The 21,277-nt window shown below is 57.2% G+C and carries 16 protein-coding genes and 1 pseudogene; 9 read left to right on the forward strand and 8 right to left on the reverse strand.

Annotated elements, in window-relative coordinates:
• Positions 1-295 precede the first annotated feature (295 nt).
• The gene (locus BN996_RS07075; protein ID WP_089777824.1) at positions 296-1,486 is read left to right on the forward strand and encodes a Cdc6/Cdc18 family protein; all 1,191 of its coding nucleotides are present in this window, start codon (positions 296-298) and stop codon (positions 1,484-1,486) included.
• A gap of 81 nt (positions 1,487-1,567) precedes the next feature.
• Positions 1,568-2,248, forward strand: coding sequence for a phosphoglycolate phosphatase (locus BN996_RS07080; RefSeq protein ID WP_089777826.1), 681 nt, complete (start codon positions 1,568-1,570; stop codon positions 2,246-2,248).
• 30 nt (positions 2,249-2,278) lie between these two features.
• On the opposite strand, the gene BN996_RS07085 is transcribed toward BN996_RS07080, so the two are convergent.
• Positions 2,279-2,467, reverse strand: a complete 189-nt coding sequence (locus BN996_RS07085; protein WP_042663830.1) for an HEWD family protein — start codon at positions 2,465-2,467, stop codon at positions 2,279-2,281.
• Positions 2,468-2,657: 190 nt separating this feature from the next.
• Here BN996_RS07085 and BN996_RS07090 point away from each other — a divergent pair, with 190 nt between their 5' ends.
• The 4 genes and pseudogenes from BN996_RS07090 to BN996_RS20795 form a co-directional block, all read left to right on the forward strand.
• The gene (locus BN996_RS07090; RefSeq protein WP_089777829.1) at positions 2,658-3,212 is read left to right on the forward strand and encodes a class I SAM-dependent methyltransferase; all 555 of its coding nucleotides are present in this window, start codon (positions 2,658-2,660) and stop codon (positions 3,210-3,212) included.
• Positions 3,213-3,538: 326 nt separating this feature from the next.
• A complete protein-coding gene (gene tnpA, locus BN996_RS07095) occupies positions 3,539-3,964 on the forward strand; it encodes an IS200/IS605 family transposase (protein WP_089777831.1) in 426 nt (141 codons plus the stop codon).
• Entirely contained in the window at positions 3,961-5,235 is a 1,275-nt protein-coding gene (locus BN996_RS07100; protein ID WP_089777833.1) for an RNA-guided endonuclease InsQ/TnpB family protein, read from the forward strand. Before tnpA ends, BN996_RS07100 begins: the two co-directional genes overlap by 4 nt.
• Before the next feature lie 41 nt (positions 5,236-5,276).
• Positions 5,277-5,387: pseudogene (locus tag BN996_RS20795) on the forward strand (rubrerythrin-like domain-containing protein); the annotation flags it as partial.
• 104 nt (positions 5,388-5,491) lie between these two features.
• Here BN996_RS20795 and BN996_RS07110 read toward each other — a convergent pair.
• Positions 5,492-6,460, reverse strand: a complete 969-nt coding sequence (locus BN996_RS07110; protein WP_089779856.1) for a DUF368 domain-containing protein — start codon at positions 6,458-6,460, stop codon at positions 5,492-5,494.
• An 837-nt stretch (positions 6,461-7,297) separates the two neighbouring features.
• Here BN996_RS07110 and aglM point away from each other — a divergent pair.
• Positions 7,298-8,590: a UDP-glucose 6-dehydrogenase AglM gene (gene aglM / locus BN996_RS07115; protein WP_089777837.1), complete on the forward strand. Its 1,293-nt coding sequence runs from the start codon at positions 7,298-7,300 to the stop codon at positions 8,588-8,590.
• Between the two features lie 73 nt (positions 8,591-8,663).
• On the opposite strand, the gene BN996_RS07120 is transcribed toward aglM, so the two are convergent.
• The 4 genes from BN996_RS07120 to BN996_RS07135 all read right to left on the reverse strand — a co-directional run bounded on the left by BN996_RS07120 (position 8,664) and on the right by BN996_RS07135 (position 15,078).
• Positions 8,664-11,810, reverse strand: coding sequence for an oligosaccharyl transferase, archaeosortase A system-associated (locus BN996_RS07120; protein ID WP_089777839.1), 3,147 nt, complete (start codon positions 11,808-11,810; stop codon positions 8,664-8,666).
• A gap of 72 nt (positions 11,811-11,882) precedes the next feature.
• On the reverse strand, positions 11,883-12,938 hold the full coding sequence (locus tag BN996_RS07125; protein ID WP_089777840.1) for an NAD-dependent epimerase/dehydratase family protein: 1,056 nt from the start codon (positions 12,936-12,938) through the stop codon (positions 11,883-11,885).
• Positions 12,939-13,071: 133 nt separating this feature from the next.
• The gene (locus BN996_RS07130; protein ID WP_226908715.1) at positions 13,072-14,064 is read right to left on the reverse strand and encodes an NAD-dependent epimerase/dehydratase family protein; all 993 of its coding nucleotides are present in this window, start codon (positions 14,062-14,064) and stop codon (positions 13,072-13,074) included.
• Between the two features lie 3 nt (positions 14,065-14,067).
• A complete protein-coding gene (locus tag BN996_RS07135; protein WP_089777843.1) occupies positions 14,068-15,078 on the reverse strand; it encodes a sugar phosphate nucleotidyltransferase in 1,011 nt (336 codons plus the stop codon).
• 1,128 nt (positions 15,079-16,206) lie between these two features.
• Between BN996_RS07135 and BN996_RS07145 the strand changes: the two genes are divergently transcribed.
• Entirely contained in the window at positions 16,207-17,334 is a 1,128-nt protein-coding gene (locus tag BN996_RS07145; protein WP_089777847.1) for a glycosyltransferase family 4 protein, read from the forward strand.
• A 9-nt stretch (positions 17,335-17,343) separates the two neighbouring features.
• Here BN996_RS07145 and BN996_RS20800 read toward each other — a convergent pair whose 3' ends face one another.
• Positions 17,344-18,225, reverse strand: coding sequence for a glycosyltransferase family 2 protein (locus tag BN996_RS20800; RefSeq protein WP_089777849.1), 882 nt, complete (start codon positions 18,223-18,225; stop codon positions 17,344-17,346).
• Positions 18,226-18,441: 216 nt separating this feature from the next.
• On the opposite strand from BN996_RS20800, the gene BN996_RS07155 reads away from it, so the two are divergent.
• Positions 18,442-19,887, forward strand: a complete 1,446-nt coding sequence (locus BN996_RS07155; RefSeq protein ID WP_089777851.1) for an oligosaccharide flippase family protein — start codon at positions 18,442-18,444, stop codon at positions 19,885-19,887.
• Positions 19,888-20,044: 157 nt separating this feature from the next.
• On the opposite strand, the gene BN996_RS19750 is transcribed toward BN996_RS07155, so the two are convergent.
• Entirely contained in the window at positions 20,045-21,100 is a 1,056-nt protein-coding gene (locus tag BN996_RS19750) for an alkaline phosphatase family protein (protein WP_139043113.1), read from the reverse strand.
• Positions 21,101-21,277: the final 177 nt, after the last annotated feature.

Consider the following 21,277-nt stretch of genomic DNA (forward strand, 5'->3'; position numbering starts at 1 on the left):
TTCGTCTCACGGAACGGACCACTTCGCTCGCGGGACTCCCATCGGTGCGCCCGTAGAATACCGTAGCTCGGCGTTTCTACACCGAATCGAAACGGCAGCGATAATTCAAAATTATCGATGCAATTAGTTACGTTCGCCCTTGGTGCGGCGGTAGTCGCGAACCTCTCAACTGCCTTCGAGGCGGCCGTCCCGGCCGATTCCCGTGTTTCGTGTTCTCTCTTGTCAGGGGTGCTGTCGGTAGTGGTCGGTTTTTAGGCGTGTGCCGGATACCCTCTGCCACGGGACTTATCACGCTATGCGCCTCGAAGACAGAATCACCAGGCGACGTCGCCGCGGGGGGAAGCGACCCCGGCTCGTTCGGGACCTGAGCGCGCTCGACCCGACAGCCCACCCGGACGAGCCGACCGGCCGCGGCCCGACGCTCGAACGCATCCTCGACCACCTCGACCCCGTGTTCGACGGCGACCTGCCGCCCGACGCCCACGTCCACGGGCCGAAGGGCGTCGGGAAGTCGGCGGTCGTCGCGACGCTCTTCGAGCACCTCGCCAGCGCGCTCCCCTCTCGGCGGTCGGTCATTCACACCACCACGCGCACCGCCGCCACGCCGACGACCTCGTTCGCCTACGTCGACTCCCGGGACGCCCCGACCGAGTTCGCGCTCCTCCACGCGGCGCTCGACGCGCTCTGCGAGGAGGCGGTGCCGTCGCAGGGCGTCGGCGTCGAGGCGCTCCGCGAACGGCTCACCGAGCGCGTCGGGCACGACGAGCACGCGGTCGTCGCCGTCGACCACGTCGGCGAGCCCGAGACCTACTCCGCGGCGACGGCGGTCGAGACGCTCTCGTCGGTGTCGCCGCACGTCTCGGTGCTCACCGTCGGGCGCGACCCCCGCGACGACGCGCGTGCGGGCGGCGATACCGGCGCGACCGACGCGCCGTCGATCGCCGTCTCGGCCTACGAGCGCCACAGTCTCGTCGATATCCTCGTCGCGCGCGCGTCGGACGGCGTCACCCGCAACGCGCTCCCGCACGAGGCGACGCGCGAGGTCGCCGAGTGGGCCGACGGCGACGCCCACGACGCGCTGTCGGCGCTCTACGGGGCGGCGACGCTCGCCGCCGCCGACGGCGCGGAGACCATCGACACCGAGTACGTCTGCGCCGGCATCGACGCCGTTCCTGACGACGGCTGCTCGCTGGGGCGCGTGTTCGCGCTCCCCGAGAGCCGTCGCCGCGTCCTCCGGGCGTTCGTCGCGCTCGACGACGAGGCGACGGCCTCCGTCTCGGCGGCGACCGAGCACATCGCCGCGTCGCCGCGGGTGTCGCTGTCGCCGGCGACCGTCCGCCGCGTCCTCTACGAGCTTTCGGACCTCGGCATCGTCCGGCGCGTCTCTGACGACGACTCCACCGACGGGCCGGGCCGGCCGGCGACGCGACCCATCCCGAACTTCTCGACGCTAGCGTTCCGCGGGCTGGACGACGCCGAGCGTTGAGTGTCGAAAACGACGAACCCGACCTGCGGCGCGGTTCTCCCCGACCGCTGAACCTTTTTCCCCCGTCTCCCAACTCCGGGTATGGTTCCGCCGCTCGTACTCGACATCGACGGGACGCTCACCGACGCGGATGGCCACCTCGACCCCCGCGCGTTCGAAGTGCTCCCGTCGTGGGACGCCCCCGTCATCCTCGCCACCGGCAAGGCGTTTCCCTATCCGGTCTCGCTGTGTCACTACCTCGGACTCCCCCAGACGGTCATCGCGGAGAACGGCGGGGTCGTCCTCGCCGACGGCGAGGTGACATTCACCGGCGACCGCGAGGCCGCGCAGGCCGCCGCCGACGAGTTCGTCGCGCGCGGCGGCGACCTCGGGTGGGACGCCGCGGACACCGCGAACCGCTGGCGCGAGACCGAAATCATCGCCCGTCTCGACGCCGACGAGGCGCTCCTCCGCGAGGTCGCAGACGAGTTCGACCTCGAAGTCATCGACACCGGCTTCGCCTACCACATCAAGACGCCGGGAGTCGAGAAGGGCGTCGGCCTCGAACGCGTCTGCGAGACGATGGACTACGACCCCGAGGAGTTCGTCGCCGTCGGCGACAGCGTCAACGACGCCTCGACGTTCGGCGTCGCCGGGCGGTCGTTCGCCGTCGCCAACGCCGACGACGTGGCCAAGGAGGCGGCCGACACGGTGCTCGACCAGTCGTACATGGACGGCACGCTGTCCGTGCTCGAATCGCTCCGGGAAGAAGACGCGGCGTAATCGCCGGTCGTTCGCGTCGCTCTCGGCGTCTCAGGCCGGTTCCTCGAAGGGGGCGAAGCGCCCGTTGATATCCCACTCGTGGATGCAGTAGGCGCTTCCGACCTGTTTTTCGCCGTCCGCTTCGGCGACGAGCCACGTCGCGGCGTCGTCGTCCCAGCGTTCCACCCGACCACAGCGCTCGCAGACGCGTCGCGTCGGCCGTCGAAGTTGGGGTTCCATACGTGTGTGAGCGGTTGCCGAGCAAAAAAGCCCATCGCCGTCGGCAGTTTCGCGGCCGGTCGCTCGGACTCGCGTCGCCCCGCCAACGGACCGACTCACGGCCGACCGGCCCGCGGACGGCTGTGCACGACTCGAACACGACTCGGGTCGGAACCGATGGGACTTACGGGCCGGGGTGCGGAGTGTGCGCATGGGCTTTCACACCTTCGACGCTGACAGGGCGGCGAAACTGGACGACCCCGCGCGGTTCCGCTTCGTCTCCCGAGAGGAACTCCTCTCGCGTCTCGGCGTCGCCCCCGATAGCGTCGTCGCCGACCTCGGCAGCGGCACCGGCTTTTTCACCGACGAGGTCGCCCCGCACGTCGGGACGCTCTACGCCGTGGACGTACAGGAGGTCATGCACGACCTCTACCGCGAGAAGGGCGCGCCCGACACCGTCGAGTTCGTCACGGCCGACGTGGCGTCGCTCCCCTTCGACGACGACCACCTCGACGCCGCCTTCTCGACGATGACGTACCACGAGTTCGCCACCGACGAGGCGCTGGCCGAACTCGCCCGCGTCGTCCGCCCCGGGGGCTCAGTAGTCGTGGTCGATTGGTCCACGTCCGGGTCGGGCGACGACGGGCCGCCGCTCGACGAGCGGTTCGGCCTCGGCGACGCCGTCTCGGCGTTCGAATCGGCCGGCTTCACCGTCTCCCACGCCGAGACGCGACGCGAGACGTTCGTCTGCGTCGCCCGGCGCTGACGCGACGGGGATCGGTGAACTGAATCTCCGTCGGAATTGAACAGTACTCTGAGATGTGGTTGATTCGGTTCCCGTTTGAGTGTCTACTCCGGTTAAGAATATTAAATCTGAGAGTAGTTTGGTGAATCACAGGACAAGACTTAGGGAAATTCGAGGCGAAAGCCTCGCCCTTCAGGGCGTCACCAGAACACGCCGCGTTCTGGTTTCCCGCCAGACGTAATCTGGCGACGGGGATGAAGCCGACCAATAGTATTCAACCGCTGACGATGGCATAGACGGGGTTCCAACGCAATCTTTAACCCGCTCAAACATGACAGTATGCATAGATGGTAAAGAGTACCCGTCACGCGAAATACGAACTCTACTACCACATAGTATTCGTGCCGAAATCTGGCGGAATCGAAGATCCCGCTGACCTCGCGGAACAGGGCTCCGCTCAGTATCGGCGTTCGCAGCTGACGGGGAAGACAAAGGAGCGTCTCGAAACCATCTTCGTGGAAATCTGTGAAGACAAGGGCCTCGAACTGGCCGAGTCCGAGGTCATGCCCGACCACGTACACCTGTTCATCGGGAGTCCACCCAAGAACGCCCCTTCTCTCATCGTCAACTGGGTCAAGGGCATCTCGGCGCGGAAGTACAACCAACGCTACGACGACCGTGTGAAGTGGACTCGTTCCTACTACGTCGGAACGGCGGGAAGCGCGTCGAAGGGCGCTGTCGAACAGTACATCAAGGGGGGTTCCGACGCATGAAGCGCGTCAACACCTTCGAGGTCGACCCACAGATCGAGAACGACAAAGAGTGCCTCCTACGGTTACTCGATGCCTCAGCCTCCCTGTGGAACGAACTGACCTACGAACGTCGTCAAAGCTACTTTGGCGACGGTGACGTGTGGGATACCTCCGAGTACCGAGGACGCTACAACGGCGTCATCGGGAGCGCGACTGTCCAACAGATCTCGCGCAAGAACAGCGAAGCGTGGCGGTCGTTCTTCGCCCTCAAGGAGAAAGGCGAGTACACCAACCCACCGTCGTACTGGGGCAACGAAGATGACGGACGCGAACTCCGCACCTACATCCGATGTAACCAGTACACGATTCAGTGGGGCAAGCGTAGCCGTCTTGAAATCCCTGTCGGGCAAGAACTGAAAGACGAATATGGACTCGGCTACCACGAACGACTCCGCCTCGAAGTCCGAGGCAACCCGAAGTGGGACGGCAAACAAGGTCGTCTGGAACTTGAGTATGACGAAGTGAGCGACACGTTCAGGGCTTTCCAACCAGTCACCGTATCTGATTTTCGACTGGATTCACCACTGGCTTCCAAAGAAGCCGCCCTCGACGTTGGCGCAAACAATCTCGTCGCCTGTTCCACGACTACTGGGAACCAGTATCTCTACGACGGTCGAGAGTTGTTCGGACGGTTCCGCGAGACGACAGACGAAATCGCCCGCCTACAGTCGAAACTCCGTGAAGGACGATACAGTTCCAAGCGAATTCGACGGCTGTACCGACAGCGGACGAAGCGTCGTGACCACGCACAGAACGCGCTGGTACGCGACCTCGTTGAACGACTGTACGACGAGGGCGTGGCAACGGTGTACGTGGGTGACTTGACCGGCCTGCTGGAAACGCATTGGTCGGTCAGAGTGAACGAGAAAACGCACAACTTCTGGGCGTTCAAGAAGTTCATCCACCGTCTCGCGTGCGTTTGTGAGGAATATGGCATCTCTCTCGAAGCCGAGTCGGAAGCGTGGACGAGTAAGACGTGTCCCGAGTGTGGCGACCACGAAAAGACGGCTCGCCACGGAGATACGCTGACGTGTCCGTGTGGCTTCGAGGGACACGCTGACCTCACGGCGTCTAAGACGTTCCTTCGAGAGAACAGCGATTGCGAAATCAGGCCGATGGCACGGCCCGTGCGATTCGAGTGGGACGACCACAATTGGTCGGGGAAACCATACCCTCATGGAAGTCCCAAAGAAGTGCGTACAAACCCGCAAGTTGCCTCCGTGGGTCGGTAGCCGACCCCCAACGGAGGAATCCTCGCGCTTTAGCGCAGAGAGGATGTCAAGAGTGTCGCTCCTGTCGCACTCGAACCGTCAGCGAGACCCACCTGTCAGAGTGTCCTGACTGCGGCGGCTCGGTTCGAAACATCGCCGTCGCCCGCGAGTGAGTGTCGTTCGCGCGAGCCGTACAGTCCGGGTCCGCCCGTAACCGTCCGACTTCCTTCTCACGGGAGTCGTCGCCCCGCCGTGGCGGTGGCGACTGCGCTCTCGTTCAGGACTCGATGACGTCCGTGTAGCGGTCGACGAGCAGGACCACTGCCGCGCCGACGACGGCCGCCACGGCGAACGTGGCGTAAAGTCCGGTCGTCCACGACTCCCCCGCGGCGACGAGTTCCTCCGTGCTCTTCACCACCGGCGCGCGCAGCGCCCCGACGATGAGGCTCACGAGGAACGCGAGCGTCGCCCGGCGGTGGTGTTCGAGCGCCCAGCGGACGACGTGTGCGATGCTGAACAGGCCGATGATGGCCCCGAGCATGAACGTGACGACGACCGTCCCCGGTTCGACGACGACAGACAGCGGCGCGCCGCCGGCGACATCGATGAGGCTGTCGAGGAACGTGTTGAGCGCCGCGGTCATGTACTCGTACTGGCCGAGAATCAACAGGAGGAGCGACCCCGAGACGCCGGGGAGAATCATCGCGCTGACGGCGATACCGCCGGCGAACGCGATGGCTGGGAGCGAGTGCCCGGCCACCCCGGCACCGCCGCCGGAGGCGATGAAGGCGATGAGGAAGCCGGCGACGGCGGCCGCGATTTGACGCGGGCCATCGAGCGAGACCTGCGCGTACAGGACCACCGCCGACGCGGCGATGAGCCCGAAGAAAAAGCCGTACGTCGGGACCGGTGCCTCGTTGAGCGCGATGTGGAGCACGCGCATCACGGTCACGATGGCGGTGGCAATGCCCGCGCCCAGCGCGAGCAGGAAGCCGATGTCGACTTCGCGCATCGCCGCGACCGCGTCGGCCCGGCGACCGGGGACGACGACGCCGAGGACGCGTTTGATGCGACCGGGCGTGATGGCCGTCACCGCGCCGATGAGTCGTTCGTAGATGCCAGTGATGAGCGCGATAGTACCGCCCGAGACGCCGGGCACGGCGTCGGCGGCCCCCATACAGACGCCTTTCAGGTAGATGAGAAGCCACGAGAGGAGGGCCGAACGTTCGTCGGATTGCGCTGGCATTTGCTTGTGCGAATCTTCTTCGGAGTCCATTTGAGTCCACCGCTATGGAATACTGTGATTTCTGTTACCTACTTCTCTGTTGAACACTCTAAGACCAAGCACATCTATGCCCCCACGATTTTCCGGAGTGGAGAGTCTCATACGAGTCGCTGTGTTCAGTACACGCATGAAATCTCCCGGAAGAGAGGTATTCATCGCAAGTGAAACACGAAGACGATTGAGATAGATGCGAGAACAATCTCTCTTTGACTCATGAGTGAAACACAAGCTCTGACTCAAGAATCAACCAGAGCCCACTATCAACGTCGTGAAATGCTGATTGTTGTAGTCGTTGAAGGGTACCTAGGCTATTCCGTAGCTTCACCATTCGGTGGATACACCCCACTCACGATGGTGTGTACTGGAGAATTCTTCTTGGCTTGCGAGCGTGTGTTGGTAGAGTCACAGCGCTCGTTTGTGAACATGACTATAGATGATATCCCGTGAAATATCGCACAAGGGCTCCTCTGTCCTTTTGAGAGCGATAAACAAACCCGAAAGACGTGGGAAATCTCGATTGTAGAGAAGTTGGTGTACACCTTGAACCGACCACAATGAAGTACACTCTTGCGGGGAAACGCCGTGGGTGTACACCCCTGAGAACGAAGGGTGTAGCTAGTGAGAACCCGGCTTTCTTCTGATTCTATGGGTGTAGAAGATTGCCAAATCTGACCGAGGGTGTACGGTCTTTCTCTCCGAACGCTGAGCGTCAAAAGAGCCACGATAGTATTCACTAAGCCAGATTCCGAAAACGCGACTCGGAAAGAATCAAACCACCTGCCATTCACAACTCTGTCAATGAAGCTCAGCATCATCGGCAGCGGGTACGTCGGCACGACGGTCGCGGCCTGCTTCGCGGAGCTCGGCCACCACGTCGTCAACGTCGACATCGACGACGACATCGTTCGGGCGTTGAACGAGGGTCGGTGCCCGATTCACGAGCCCGGTCTGGCCGAACTCGTCGAACGGCACGCGGGAGACCGACTCCGAGCGACGACCGACTACGACGAGGTACTCGACACGGACGCGACGTTTCTCGCCCTCCCGACGCCGTCGAACGACGACGGCAGTATCGACCTCGGCGCGATGAAGGCCGCCGCGACGTCGCTCGGCGAGACGCTGGCGCGGAAAGACGGCCCGCACCTCGTCGTCACCAAGAGCACGGTCGTTCCGACGACGACGGTCGACGTCATCGGGCCGCGAATCGAGGAGGCGTCTGGGAAACGTGTCGGCGAGGGGTTCGATATCGCGATGAACCCCGAGTTCCTCCGCGAGGGCACCGCCGTGGACGACTTCCTCGACCCTGACAAGGTCGTCCTCGGCGCACAGACCGAACGCGCGTACGAGCAGTTAGACGAGATTTTCGCCCCGCTCGTCGACCGCGCCGGGAACCCCCCGGTCGTCGAGACCGGAATCAGCGAAGCCGAGATGATAAAGTACGCCAACAACGCCTTCCTCGCGTCGAAGATCAGCCTCGCCAACGACCTCGCGAACATCTGCAAGGAGTTCGGCGTCGACTCCGCGGAGGTGTTGGAGACCATCGGCCTCGACGCTCGTATCGGCTCGGCGTTCCTCGGTGCGGGTCTCGGGTGGGGCGGGTCGTGCTTCCCGAAGGACACGGCCGCGATTATCGCCGCGGCCCGCGGTCGGGGCTACGAACCCCGCCTCTTGCAGGCCGCCGTCGACGTGAACGACGGCCAACCGGAGCGAATGCTCGACCTCCTCCGCGAGCGCGTCGACCTCGACGGTCAGCGCGTCGCCGTGCTCGGGCTCGCGTTCAAGCCCGGCACCGATGACATCCGGAAGTCGCGGGCGACGTTACTCATCGGTTCGCTCCTCGACGCCGGAGCCGACGTCGTCGGGTACGACCCCGTCGCAACCGAAAACATGCGCGAGCAGTTCCCTGACATCGAGTACGCCGACTCGGCCGCAGACGCGCTCGCGGGCGCCGATGCGGCGCTCGTCGCGACCGACTGGGACGAGTTCGCGGCGCTCGACGACGAGTTCGACGCCATGCGCTCGCCCGTCGTCATCGACGGTCGCCGCATCGTCACTCGACGCGACGGCATCGACTACGAGTCGCTCGTCTAAGGTTCCCCCCACGAGTCACTCTCTGAATCGGCCTCGAAGAAGACAAAAAGCCGCCAGCGTCGCCGTTGGTTCGTTACGGAGCGACCGCGACCGCGCCGGCGTCGACCGACGCCGAGACCGAGGTCGACGCCGACTCGTTCGTCTGCGAGTCGTCCGACGAGGAGTTCCCGGTCAGGTCGAGTTCCTGTTCGTTCCGTTCGAGGGTGACCTCCACGGCACCGTCTTCGGCACCGTTGACGAGGCCCTCCTCGACGGCGACGTTCTCCGCCTGGTAGCTGACGACGGTGTTGTTCCCGGCGACCGACGTCGGGCCGGTGAACGCGTAGCCGCCCGTCGCGCGGACGCTGACGTTCGTGTAGCCGTTGTCCGGGCCGTACTCGTCGTAGCCGGTCGTGGAGTACGGGAGCGTCATCGTGAACTCACCGTCGGCGTCGGTCTGCGCCTGCTGCGTGTACGTGAAGTTCGTGCCCGTGGTCAGGTCGCGCATCTGGACGCGCGCGGTCACCGTCGCGTTGGCCGGGGCACCGCTGCCTTCGACCGTCGCGCCGGGAACGCGCTCGAACGTCTTGACCCACGAGGGGTTGTTGGGGACGAGCGCCTGCGGCTGAATGCCGTAGGTGTTCCCCTCCCTGACGATGGAGTTCTGGTAGGCCCCCGAGCGGAGCGCCGAACTGTTCGAGGACTTCACGAGGCGGTAGTGTTCGAGCGCGGCAACGCGCTCCTCGGGGAACGTGCCGAGACCGCCGATCTGTGAGGTCGGGTCGTTCGCGACGTACTCCTCTGCTGCGGTCATGTTGTCGAACACCCTGACCGCCTGCCCGTCCGAGGGCGTCACTTTGAACGTCACCGAGCCGTCGGAAGATGTGCGCTCTTCCCAATCGACGACGATCGGCGACGCCTCGCGGGCGCTACCGTGGTACGCGTAGAGTCGGACCATCAGGCTCTCGTAGTAGCGTTGGTCCTTGACGTTCGATGCGGCGGCGATAGTCGTCTGCCCGTTCTGCTCTTGCAGGCGGTACATCGGACTGTAGAAGTCCGACCTGGAGATGTTCGACTCGTCGTAGAAGACGGTCGGCGCGCTGAACTTCGAGTCGGTCGAAGCCATCTGCCAGTCGACCATGACGTAGCGGGTCTGGTCGCCTTCGCCGTCGTCACCCATCGAGGTGAGCACCGATTCGGCCTGCTGTTCGTCTTCGGCGAGGAGGAAGTTCGCTGCCTCCGTCGCACCTTCTTGGAACGGGTTCGCGTTCGGGATGCGTTCGCCGAGGACGGTAATCCAGTGACCGTAGTCCCACCAGGACATGACGCCGTACGAACCGTCCGGATAGTCGAAGTCGTCTGCGCGCTCGTACGTCCCGTAGTACTCCATCCGGTTCGACGTGCCGCCGAGTTCGCCTTCCGCGGGGGTGTTGTTCTGCATCCAAGTCAGGCTCCCTTCCCACTCGGTGACGGAGCCCGGACCGGTCTGAGACGCCTGCATGGCGTTCTGCGACACGCCGCCGTTACCGAGTTGTATCGGGATGATGAGAACGGGCGTGAGGATGAGGAGAACGGCGATTGCGACCGCCGCGACCTGACTATACGAGACGTCGTCGAGGCGTTCGACGTTCGCGAGACCGATGAAGCCGATTCCGAGGACCTCTCGAAGGAGGTAGGCGTTCATCACCGCGACGACTACGGCGAGGTAGTAGTTGAAACGAACCTGCGTGAAGGCGGCAGAGGTCATAATAGCTGCCCACACGAGGACGAACAGCTGTTCGCTCTCGTAGTCAGCTTGCATCACTGCGCCCACGATGAGTGCGGTGACGATGGCGAGGCTGACGAGCGACGATTCGACGCCGAGGACACTACCGACCCCTGCCGGAAGCGCCGGTATCAAGAAGAGCACCCCAATGAGGGCGAGACTCCCGACGACGTAGCCAATCTTCCGCGAGTCCCCATCGTTAACGATGGGTTTGGCGACGAGCCAAACTGCCGCGACCACACCGGTGAAGAAGGTAAACCCGTACTCGGACATGATACGACCGACTGCCGTCTGACCGCTCGACTGGAGCGTGTTTGCAGCGAGGAACGGCTGTGCCTCGCCGATAGTCCGAGTGGCTGCACCGGCGCTGAAGCCGACCGTGCGGAGGAAGTTAGTTGTAATCTGTCTGAACGCGTCCGGGAGGATGACCGCCAGTAGCGCTATCGCGATGAGCCCGATGCCAGCGACAGCAATGGGGTATCCTCGGTCGTCGACATCGTTCGACTCCCACCAGCGAGCGAGTGCGGCGAGAAAGGCAGCACCGAGAGCGATACCGAACGAGAACAGCGGTTGAATGAGGCTGAACTGGGTGATACTGAACGAGGTGTCGTTGAGGGGGACGAACATCAAGACGCCGGTGACGAGCATCGAGACGACACCGACGAACGCGACATGTTCGGGGGACTGCCCGCGTACGAAGTCAGAAACCATCGCAAGGACCAAAAAGAGACCAACAATCCCAACGAGAAGGATACCCGGCGGCCACGACCACATGTAGACCGCTATCGCGACGCCGGCAAGCGCGGACCACTTGATGGGATTTCGGAGGGCGTCGAAGTCGCGGGCCTCAACGAGTTCCCAGACGGGTTTTTCGCGGTCGGCGACACGAAGCGCAATCATAATCGCGAGGACAGCGAACCCCTGGAAAAACGGCTCTGCGATGTTGTGGTCGGCGAACCCGACGAGACCACGCTGAAGGAAGGTCCCGGGAAGGAGCATCAGGATGACGACGCCGAAGAGACCGCCGAGACGTCCGCCCAGTCTGCGGCCGATTAAGAACGTTGGAATGGCGACAAGCGTCCCAAAGACTGCTGGTGCGACGAGGAGCGTTTCCGCGACTACATCCGGGGAGGGACTCCCGAGTCCAACGATGAGGGCGACCGTCGCAATTATTTGGTCGTAAATAGTGCCGAACTGGCCGACACTCGTCCCGAACGGGAAGTTCGTCCACGGGTCGAACGGCATTGTGGAGGGCCAGTGGCGAACCGTGTACGAGACCTCACGAAGGTGATACCACGCGTCGTTTCCCGAGAAAAGGACATCACCATCTCTGATGAAATTGCTGTACGACCGGAGACGAATAGCCAACATAGTGACTAGTATCACGAGGAGGACGGGAACGTGATACCAGTCTTTGAACAGTTCGAGGACCGACTGAGAATCGAGGCCCTCTGTACGTTCAGAGTCTACGCTCATTGATTCGATGGATTCGGAAAACGCGCATAAGTCTTGTGAAAGTCGGTCTTCGAAACTTCATTTTCAGGAACGTTATCGGCTCTCGTACCAGTCGACGAACCGTTCGATTCCTTCTTCGAAGTCGACTTTCCGTTCCCAGTCGAGTTCGTTCCGCGCTCGTGACGTATCCGAGACGTACACTTTCTGGTCGCCTTCACGCCACTCGTCGAAGGAGATGTCGGTGCGCATGCCTGACTTTTCTTCGAGGAGGTCGAGGAACTCAAGCAGGCTTGTCGTGTTCTGCGTTCCTCCACCCATATTGTAGACCGCGGACTTCCCGTCAGGGTCTGACAAGAACGCGTCGTAGGCCCGAACAAGGTCTTTCACGTAGAGGACATCACGAACCTGCTTTCCATCTCCAAAGATGGTCAACGGTTCGTTATTGAGCGTACTGATTGCAAAGTGGGCGACCCACCCTTGGTCTTCATTTCCGAACTGGCGTGTTCCGTAAATACAACTCATCCGGAAGGCAGCCGCCTGAACCTCGTTCCGCTCTGCGTAGTCCTGCACGTAGATGTCGGCAGCGAGTTTTGAGACACCATACGGTGTGTGTTCACAGCCGTCGATGGAGAGCGATTCGGGGATTCCGTTCTCGAAGTCTGCGTCATCGTACCAGTAGCGGTTCTCTTCTTCGCGGACAGGGATGTCGTTGACGTTGTTTCCGTACACTTTGTTCGTTGAGGCGACCACCACGGCGGGGTCGCTGTCTGCTTTTCGTGCAGCTTCGAGGACGTTGAACGTTCCTTCGGCGTTCACTTCGAAGTCCGTCCGTGGGTCCGTCAGTGATGCGGTGACCGCGACCTGACCGGCAGTGTGAACGATTGCATCGTGGCCTTCGACGATGGATTCGAGCGCGTCGCCGTCGCGGATGTCCGCTTCGATGAGTTCGACGTCGGGGTAGTTCTCGTCGATGAAATTCCAGTTGTATGCTGCGGTGTTCCGGCTCTCGTCGGCCGTTTCGAGAGTATCGATTCGGCTGAGATTGTCGAGTGCTGTGACGTCGGCACCCTGTTCTGCGTAGTACTCGACCGCGTGACTGCCAACGAAGCCCGCGCCACCGGTGACGAGGACGGTCTCGGGCTTACCCATGTGTAACGTCTGTGTACAGGTTGTGAATATAGTTACTTCTCACAAATTGAATGTCATGTGTCACTACATTGAGTGACGCAGATTACTCCTCTCCGACGAAGCTCATCTCTTCGAATTTTTACTGCATGTGTGATTAGTCGTCTGTTAGCCGCTGTTCAAAATACGGAATCGTTCTTTTGAGTCCCGTTCGGAGCGAGATCGAGGGCTTCCAATCGAACTGTGACGTGATTTTGGAGATGTCTGGGCGTCGAACTTCTGGGTCGTCTTGTGGGAGCGGTTTGTACGTCATGCCGGAATCGGTATCAACGACATCGAGGATGACGTCAGTTAATTCCTGAATGGATATCTCCTCTGTGTTCCCGACGTTGAACACGTCGCCTGCAGCGACTTCAGCAGGCGCGTCAGCAATCGCCCTGATTCCTGCTATCAGATCCGACACGTAACAGAAACTCCGGGTCTGACTACCATCACCGTAGATAGTCAAGTCCTCACCTCGGAGCGCCTGCGTCAAGAAGTTCGGAACCACACGACCGTCGTTTGGATCCATTCGGGGGCCGAACGTGTTGAAAATTCTCGCGGTGCGAATGTCCATCTCGTATTTCCGTTCATACGCGACGGCGAGCGCCTCCGAGAAACGCTTCGACTCGTCGTAGGGCGCTCGCGGGCCTCTGATGTTGACGTTGCCGTTGTACGTTTCCGACTGAGGATGTTCGCCTGCATTCCCGTATACTTCACTGGTCGAGGCGATGAGCGCGCGAGCGTCGTGGTCACGAGCACATTCGAGTGCGTGCTTGGTCCCTTGACTGTTCGTCAATGCGATTTCGACAGCGTGCGAGGTGAAATCTTCTGGGCTCGCCCGTGACGCCATATGATAGACGACATCGACAGTTTTGAATTCAGGGAACGGATCCCGAACATCGTGTTTCTGAACGGTAAGCCTTGACGACTCAACATGCGCTAAGTTCTCTTCACGGCCACTACCGTAGTTGTCAAGAACAGTGACACGGAACCCATCTTCAAGGAGGCTATCGACGAGGTGACTCCCGAGAAATCCCGCGCCGCCAGTCACAACTGCATGCATTATCCTTTCTGTACCAGGCTGTAGTGGACTTTCGTCTTCCGACATATGTTAGAAATAGATACTGCTGTTGTCGCCAACGTTGAGATTGTTCGCCTCCCCGTGGACGTCGGTGTTACTCCCGACGATGCTTTCGCTGATATTGACGCCCTGTAAGACCGCATTCTGCCCCACAATACTGTTGGCAACGATGCTCTGTTCTATCGTGGCCCCATTGTCAATACTCACGTACGGTCCGATGACACTCCCTTTGACGGTTATATTCTCTCCAGCGTCAATGGGAGGGATGATGACAGACCCTCTAAGTTGCTCGTCTCCATCTGTTTTGGTTCGTTCGAGAAGGACACGGTTGGCTTCCAGAAGCGTCTCTGGACGACCACAGTCGTACCAGTCTTCGACTTCGAATGTTCGGAGGTTGCACCCCTGTTCGACCATCATCTGGAGCGCGTCGGTTAATTGGAACTCGTTTCCAGCACCTCTGATGTCGTTGTTGACCAGATTTCCAAGAGCGTCAAAAAGCGCGTTCGAATTTTCGATAATGTACACGCCACTGATAGCGAAGTTCGATGGTGGGTCATCAGGTTTCTCGACGAGTCGGCTGACTGCGTTGTCCTCGTTCATTTCGACGACGCCATAATGGTTCGGTTCGGAAACCTCTTTCACGCCAATGCTTCCGTCGCTCTCCGGAAGTTCGTCATGAGCATCGAGGAATGCGTTGAACTTGTTTTCGAAGAGCATGTCCCCGAGTGCGATGAGTAACTCGTCGCCGCGGGCGACAGATTCGGCCTGATAGATACTGTGGCCGAGGCCTTTTGCGTTCTCTTGTTCTACGAAGTCGAATGCGAACCGTTCGGAGAATGCAGACCGAGAATACTCAATAATTTGGTCTTTCATAGTCCCCCCGACGACGACGACGACTTCTTCGACATTCGTCTCGGCAATATTTTGGAGGATGTGTCCGAGAATCGGCTTCCCAGCTAGCCGTACCATCCCCTTTGGTTTCGTATGCGTCTGGGGGTAGAGCCGTGTTCCTTGACCGGCGGCTGGAATGATGGCTTTCATTAAAGAGAGATTTCGTTCTTCTCTCTAAAATCCACCGTCTCTATGCTACTCACGAACATGGGAGAGACATCTCCCCGTAAATCTCACACGACAAACTTTTTTTTCAAAGAGACTCACAGCTCGGGTGCCAATGATGGGTCGTCCCCCGTCCACAACGAGGTAAGGAACTTGACGCGACTGACTGACTTCGTGATATCGGTTTTCTTTCCTCCAGAGTTTTTCTCACGCGCTTGAAGTCGTCTACGTGGGAATACGAACTGTTTGGCCAAACTGTACGCTTTTGAACCTCTCTACTCGTTGTAGTTGCCGGTTTTCCTCGGGGCTACTCCTTAGTATTGCTATCTGGTAAGGACACATTCGCGGACGACGTTCATCGGTTAGATCGCCCCCCGAGGCGACTCGTGTCGGCACTCAGCAGACATGGCATCTTCTGGTCGTGGATGTTTATCTACGTACGTGTGTTTTAACTACGGAACACATCAAAACCATCAGTACGAGGCTACCATGCTCGCTCCCTCGATTACAACACTCACGTCTTAAGGACTCGAAATTGCCTGGAAATAGCATTACCACAATGTGTTCCATATCGCGACTGTGGTGATTCTCGTTAACGACTTGCTCTCTGGGTCGGTTGTCCTGTTTGAACTGTCCAACGAGTATTCGGTCGTGACTGACGGTGATGATACGAACGCACAGAAAGTACTGGACTGGTTGACAGGTTCCAGTGTCGTCTCGATCAACGATAGTGTCGTGGACACCGACTCAAAGTTGAGATGTCATCCAGAATATCGCTGACTGTTGGTCTACCGGCTGGATGGGTGATGAACATACACTACACTATATCCCGTTCAAATCGTCACCCTGATTAGATAAATTATGAAGCCGTGATGGATGGTTCCAAAAATTTAGTATCCTTAGTCGTGGGGGGGATAAAATGTAACACCCAGTGAGGTTTGAGAGGTGCACCGTAGTGTTCCTTCGGTCGAACGTAGCCTCAGGGAGTCCACCCAGAAACAGCGACACCAATTACGACTACAGTACAGTCTTTTCAAGTGTGTTTCTTGATTGACTACTGAAGGAAGTAGTGCTTACCAAAGATTTTTATAATTCACGCTCACCGCTGACATCGTGCGTGTTGCCATCATCACACCCCGATATCCACCTGTAGTTCACGGTGGGGGAGAAATCAGTGTCCAACTTCTTGCAAATGAACTATCACCTCATGTAGATCGTGTTGAGGTCTTTAGTTTTGATGGCGCCGATGCGCGATCAGTTGACGGAATCAGAGTCCACCGATTTAGAAGCCTCCCACATCAGATTATGGAGTGTTCGAATCTACTGGCATACCTCCCACTGAGGAGGAAATTCAAACAGTTAGAATCATTCGACGTACTTCATTCGTACAACATCGTATTGAACCCTATTGTTGGTCGTCTCTCCTCCCAGATGGGCGTTCCAAGCGTAGCGACACTGAACTCGTATGACCTCCTACCCAAGTCGGCTTTCGGGATAAAAGCACCCCCGAAACGACATTTGTACGAACTTCTCTCAATGGGCACTACTGGTCGAATTATCCGGAGCGAGACAAAGCAGATCAACCGTTTTATCACACTGAGCGACGCTTCCAGAACTATCTACCGCGAAAACGGTTTCCAGGACGTTCCAATCGATGTGGTCCCAAATATGCTTGATCCGTCATTTGAGGTTCCTGAATCTGGAACAGACTCCAATAGCTTTCAGTTACTTTTCGTTGGTAGCCTAATCAGAGAGAAGGGAGTCAAGTATCTTATTGAGTCTCTGTCTCACCTTTCTTCGGACATCTCTCTCAGAGTAGTTGGCACTGGAGACCAACGCCAACCCCTTGAGTCATTAGCTAATCGACTGGGAGTTAACTCTCGTGTCGATTTCACGGGCCAGATTCCGTACGAGCAACTACGCCAGTACTACACAGATGCTGACCTATTCGTCCATCCTGGTATATGGCCGGAACCGTTCGGACGAACGTTGCTAGAGGCGATGCAAGCAGGCCTTCCAGTGGTTGCAACTAACCTAGGGGGCCCCGCAGAAATCGTCCAGCAAGACGAACTCCTCTGTCCGCCCAGAAACGCAAAAAAGCTCGCTGAGACAATTTCGCTAGCACGAGATCGATCAGGCGATGGAGTCCAGAATCAGGCGTATGTCTACAAACGGTACTCTCCTGAAACTGTCATTGATGAGATTTGTGATGTGTACCGGTTGGCAATGGACAGACAGTAATCCGTTCACCTACGAATAAACCGTGCTTTTCAGTTCCCCAACACGATTTAACATACGCTCAAGAACGTATAAGAAGGACACGTCCAGATTTTTGGATTGCTGTAGAGCCAAGGGGATATAGGCTAACGAGCCAACCAGCCCAAACAATATCCGCGGTATTGACCGAGATCCACCGTGTTTTTGATGGAAGTGGTGTGTTCCTTCTCCAGACCGAATTGCTCTACTAACGAATGACTCCCAACTGTAATCATCGTTGTGTTCTACACACATTGGGATGTATTTCATATCGAATCCAGCATTAACGACCCGCCGCTGTAGGTCTGCATCTTCTCCTGCTGCTAATGGGAACGATTCATCGAACCCGTCCATCTCGGAAAGCACAGACCGTCGGTATGCAACATTTGCCGTTCCACCCACTGCCAAGTCACCTTCATTCCGAACTGGCTCGTCCGGTTCATCGTACGACATCTGGTCCCGAAATCTGTGCGCTTGAGCAAATCGGTTGCTCCTCAATAGTTCCTCGGGCGGGAATAACGAGCCACCTACTGCTGCAACACCTGGTTCGAAACCAGCAACCAACGATTGTACCCAATCTCGCGGAACGATGCAGTCGTCGTCTGTGAACAGAATAAACTCACCTGCGGCATGTCGCCACCCCCGGTTACGTGCTGCCGCAGGTCCCGAATTTTCTTGCCGTAGTACTTGTACGTGCTCTTTCTCTTCGAAACGCCTGAGAACGTCGTGTTGGTGTTCGGATTCGGAGCCGTCGTCGACGACGATTATCTCATAATTGTCTGCGGTCTGATCACAAACAGACCCTAATGTCAACTCTAATTTCGACGGTCGCTCATAGGTCGGGATAACGATGGACGCGCGTATCTTGGAGGTCACGTATTTATGTCACTGAGACAGTTCATTCTAACATAGTTACCTTTGCTGAATCGAAGTTCTGTGCATCAATCTCTGTATGCTGTCCATGCAATATAATTTCTACTACCTACGTTTTGTTCCCTACGTATTCAAATGTCTTAGCTGACGCCGCGCTGATAACTGGCTGAGAATCCAATACGAGAACTATTAATCCGATACACTTTGAACTGAGACAAGATGGGTACTGCTCGTTCTGGTATCGGTTGGTTGATTGCTCAGATGGGTGCACTCGCGGTGGCCTGGATTGCGAGCATTTATTTCGCTCGGACGCTTTCTGACCCTCAGACTTCTCTCGGTACGTTCTATGCCTTTGAGACTGTCGTCACTTTCCTTGTTTTGCTGGCAAACGGTGGTCTGAACGAAGCAATCGTTAAGCGAGTCAGTGAAGGGAGAGATCCCGAACAGTTTGCAACTGCTGGTTTGTTGCTATCTATGTTACTTGTTATTACTGTCTCGGCGGGCACTTTATTGGCATCACAACTACTAATCAACTTCTTTAATTTTGGGGGAATCTCAGTATTGGTTATTGTTGTGACAATCATCTCGTACCAAGTAAGGGACACTTTAGGGGCACTTCTAGCAAGCAAATTCCAAGTTGGACGCTCAGGAGCCATCAACTTCGCAAATTCGATTGGGCAAGTCGCCGTTCAGGTCTCACTTGTCTCTATTGGCTTCGGTGCCGTTGGACTTATGATAGGATATATGGCGGGTGCGGTGTTTGCATCGCTGATAGCGGTCTATCTCGTATCAAATCGTTTCAACATCGCCTTACCCGCGAAACACCACATCTATAGCCTGATCAGGTTCGCTCGGTACAGTTTCCTCAATAACTTCGTTCAGAAATTTTATGACAATATCGATATTATTATTATAACTGTCTTACTTGGAACATCATCAACAGGCGTATACGGCATAGGCTTTCGATTCTCTCTCCTCGTCATGGTTATCTACAGCGCAATCACCCGCTCAGTCACACCTGAGATTAGTCGGCTAGATATGGAAGGAAATAAGGGGCGTATTCGAGAACTTCTCAACGATTCAATAGTTTTAGGGTTGTTTTTTGGAATTCCTGCTCTGGCTGGGTTCGGTGTCCTCGCACGACCAATTATCGTCACGTTCTACACGGAGGAGTTTGCCTCAGCAGCAATCATCGCATTCGGTGCCGTCGCAACAAGAATTCCGGAAGGACTTCGGTCGACTGCTAGCGCTGTACTGAGCGGTATGGACCGACCGGACATCACTTTTCGGGGGGGTGCTATTCTTATGATTACAAATCTTGTTCTTGATCTTATTCTTGTCCCGACGATTGGAATCCAGGGTGCTGTGGTGGCGAGCTTTGCCGGAATGTCCCTGCAACTGTTGTATCTTATGTATTATCTCTTTTCGATTCTTGACCTCTCGTACGTTGATCTTCCTGGCCGAGAGGTCTTGGCCGAAGTCCTAGCCGCGCTCGTAATGGCGGGTGTTGTCTACGCTGTGAGAACCAGGCTCTCCGGAATGTCAGCCGCATTACTCGCCGGATTGGTTTTGCTCGGTGTTATCACTTATATCACGGTCATTATCGGTGTCAGTGGTGGGGTCCGGCGCCGAGTATTCGGGATCGCACGAACGGTAATACCTTGATCTTGCAGTGACCAAGTCACCGACTAATTATCACTCTTGTTCTCGACAAAACCTGTTGTTACCCAGCGCACCTGGATGTTGGAGTCGTTTTTGGCTACCATTGTCGACTTCGCCCCATGAGCCTTATCCTCTCTTAGCAACTGATGAGCACTTGGAACTAAAAATAACCGAGATCTTGTAGTCTCTGTGTCACCTCTTCAGAAGTGACATTTGAATTTGTGACACTCTCTGTGGATGTGTGTGTTTTATTGTCCGTTCCAGTAGTTTCATACCACGGGACGGTAACGAGTGGGTCGATTGACATCCAACGTGGGTGGCCGTAAATCCCATACTCTCCAATCGCGTTCCCGTGGTCTGAGGTAACGACGGCAGTGTCGGCGTCAACATTTTCCAACAGCATTTCGACGTCCTCTAACACATGGCGTAAGTTATTCTTATACTCACGCCACACTGTTTCTTCGTCCACATCGCCGGTCCGCAACTGCTCCCATATCGTCCGTGATTGCTTCTTTCGCTCTTTATCGTTTGGAGCGATATACGAGCCTTGGTCTAACTCTGGTGCGGGAATGAACGGATGATGTGGTTGCATGTAATGGACAATCATCGAATCTATATCTTGGTTCCTACTGATCTCGATTGCTGTATCAGTGATTGGTCTGGGTTGAATCGTTCCGATATCGTTATCCCAGCTCCTTCGCCAGATCTCTTTCAATATCTTCACAGGAACTTCTCGTTCTCCGGTGAGTCTTGTTTTACAGGACGAACATATTTCATACCCCTCATGGTACACGGCTTGGTGCGAAGGTTTGATCTCTGCCCCACAGTCACACTGATTGGGGAACGTATAAGGGAACGCATAGATCGAATTAGGATTTCCAGTAACATACGCTGCCTGTGCGAGTCTGTGTTTATACTGTGGATCAAAAACCTTCTTTACCCAATCCGATGTTGAGCTCGCAACTGACGTTAACGAGCCCGGATTTGTGAGAAATTGGTATTCATCTGCGACAGATTGTAGTAAATCCAAACGACAAGCGTCAAGTACAATCAGAAGATCCCAATCACGCTCCCAAACCGGTGTTGGATTATAATTCAAATTACTAATTTGTCTGACGATTCCTACTCGAAATTCGTACAGTGATTCTTCAACACCATCCATTCCGTCTGTCCGGACTGACTGGACAGAACTGTTGAACCAGTCGAATAGACTCATATCTTAATTTGTTCATGCCTAGGCTTAATAAGGTGTTACCCCTTTAATCAAAATCGATAACTAATTGCCAGTCACAAAATATATCAGAACATAATCAAGTAACGCTCTGATTGAATATATCTGCCAATTACTATCTGACGTTAAGGACGGCGTGTTCACTGAGAATTTACCTCATGA

It is taken from the genome of Haloferax massiliensis (genome assembly GCF_001368915.1).
Lineage (GTDB): Archaea > Halobacteriota > Halobacteria > Halobacteriales > Haloferacaceae > Haloferax > Haloferax massiliensis.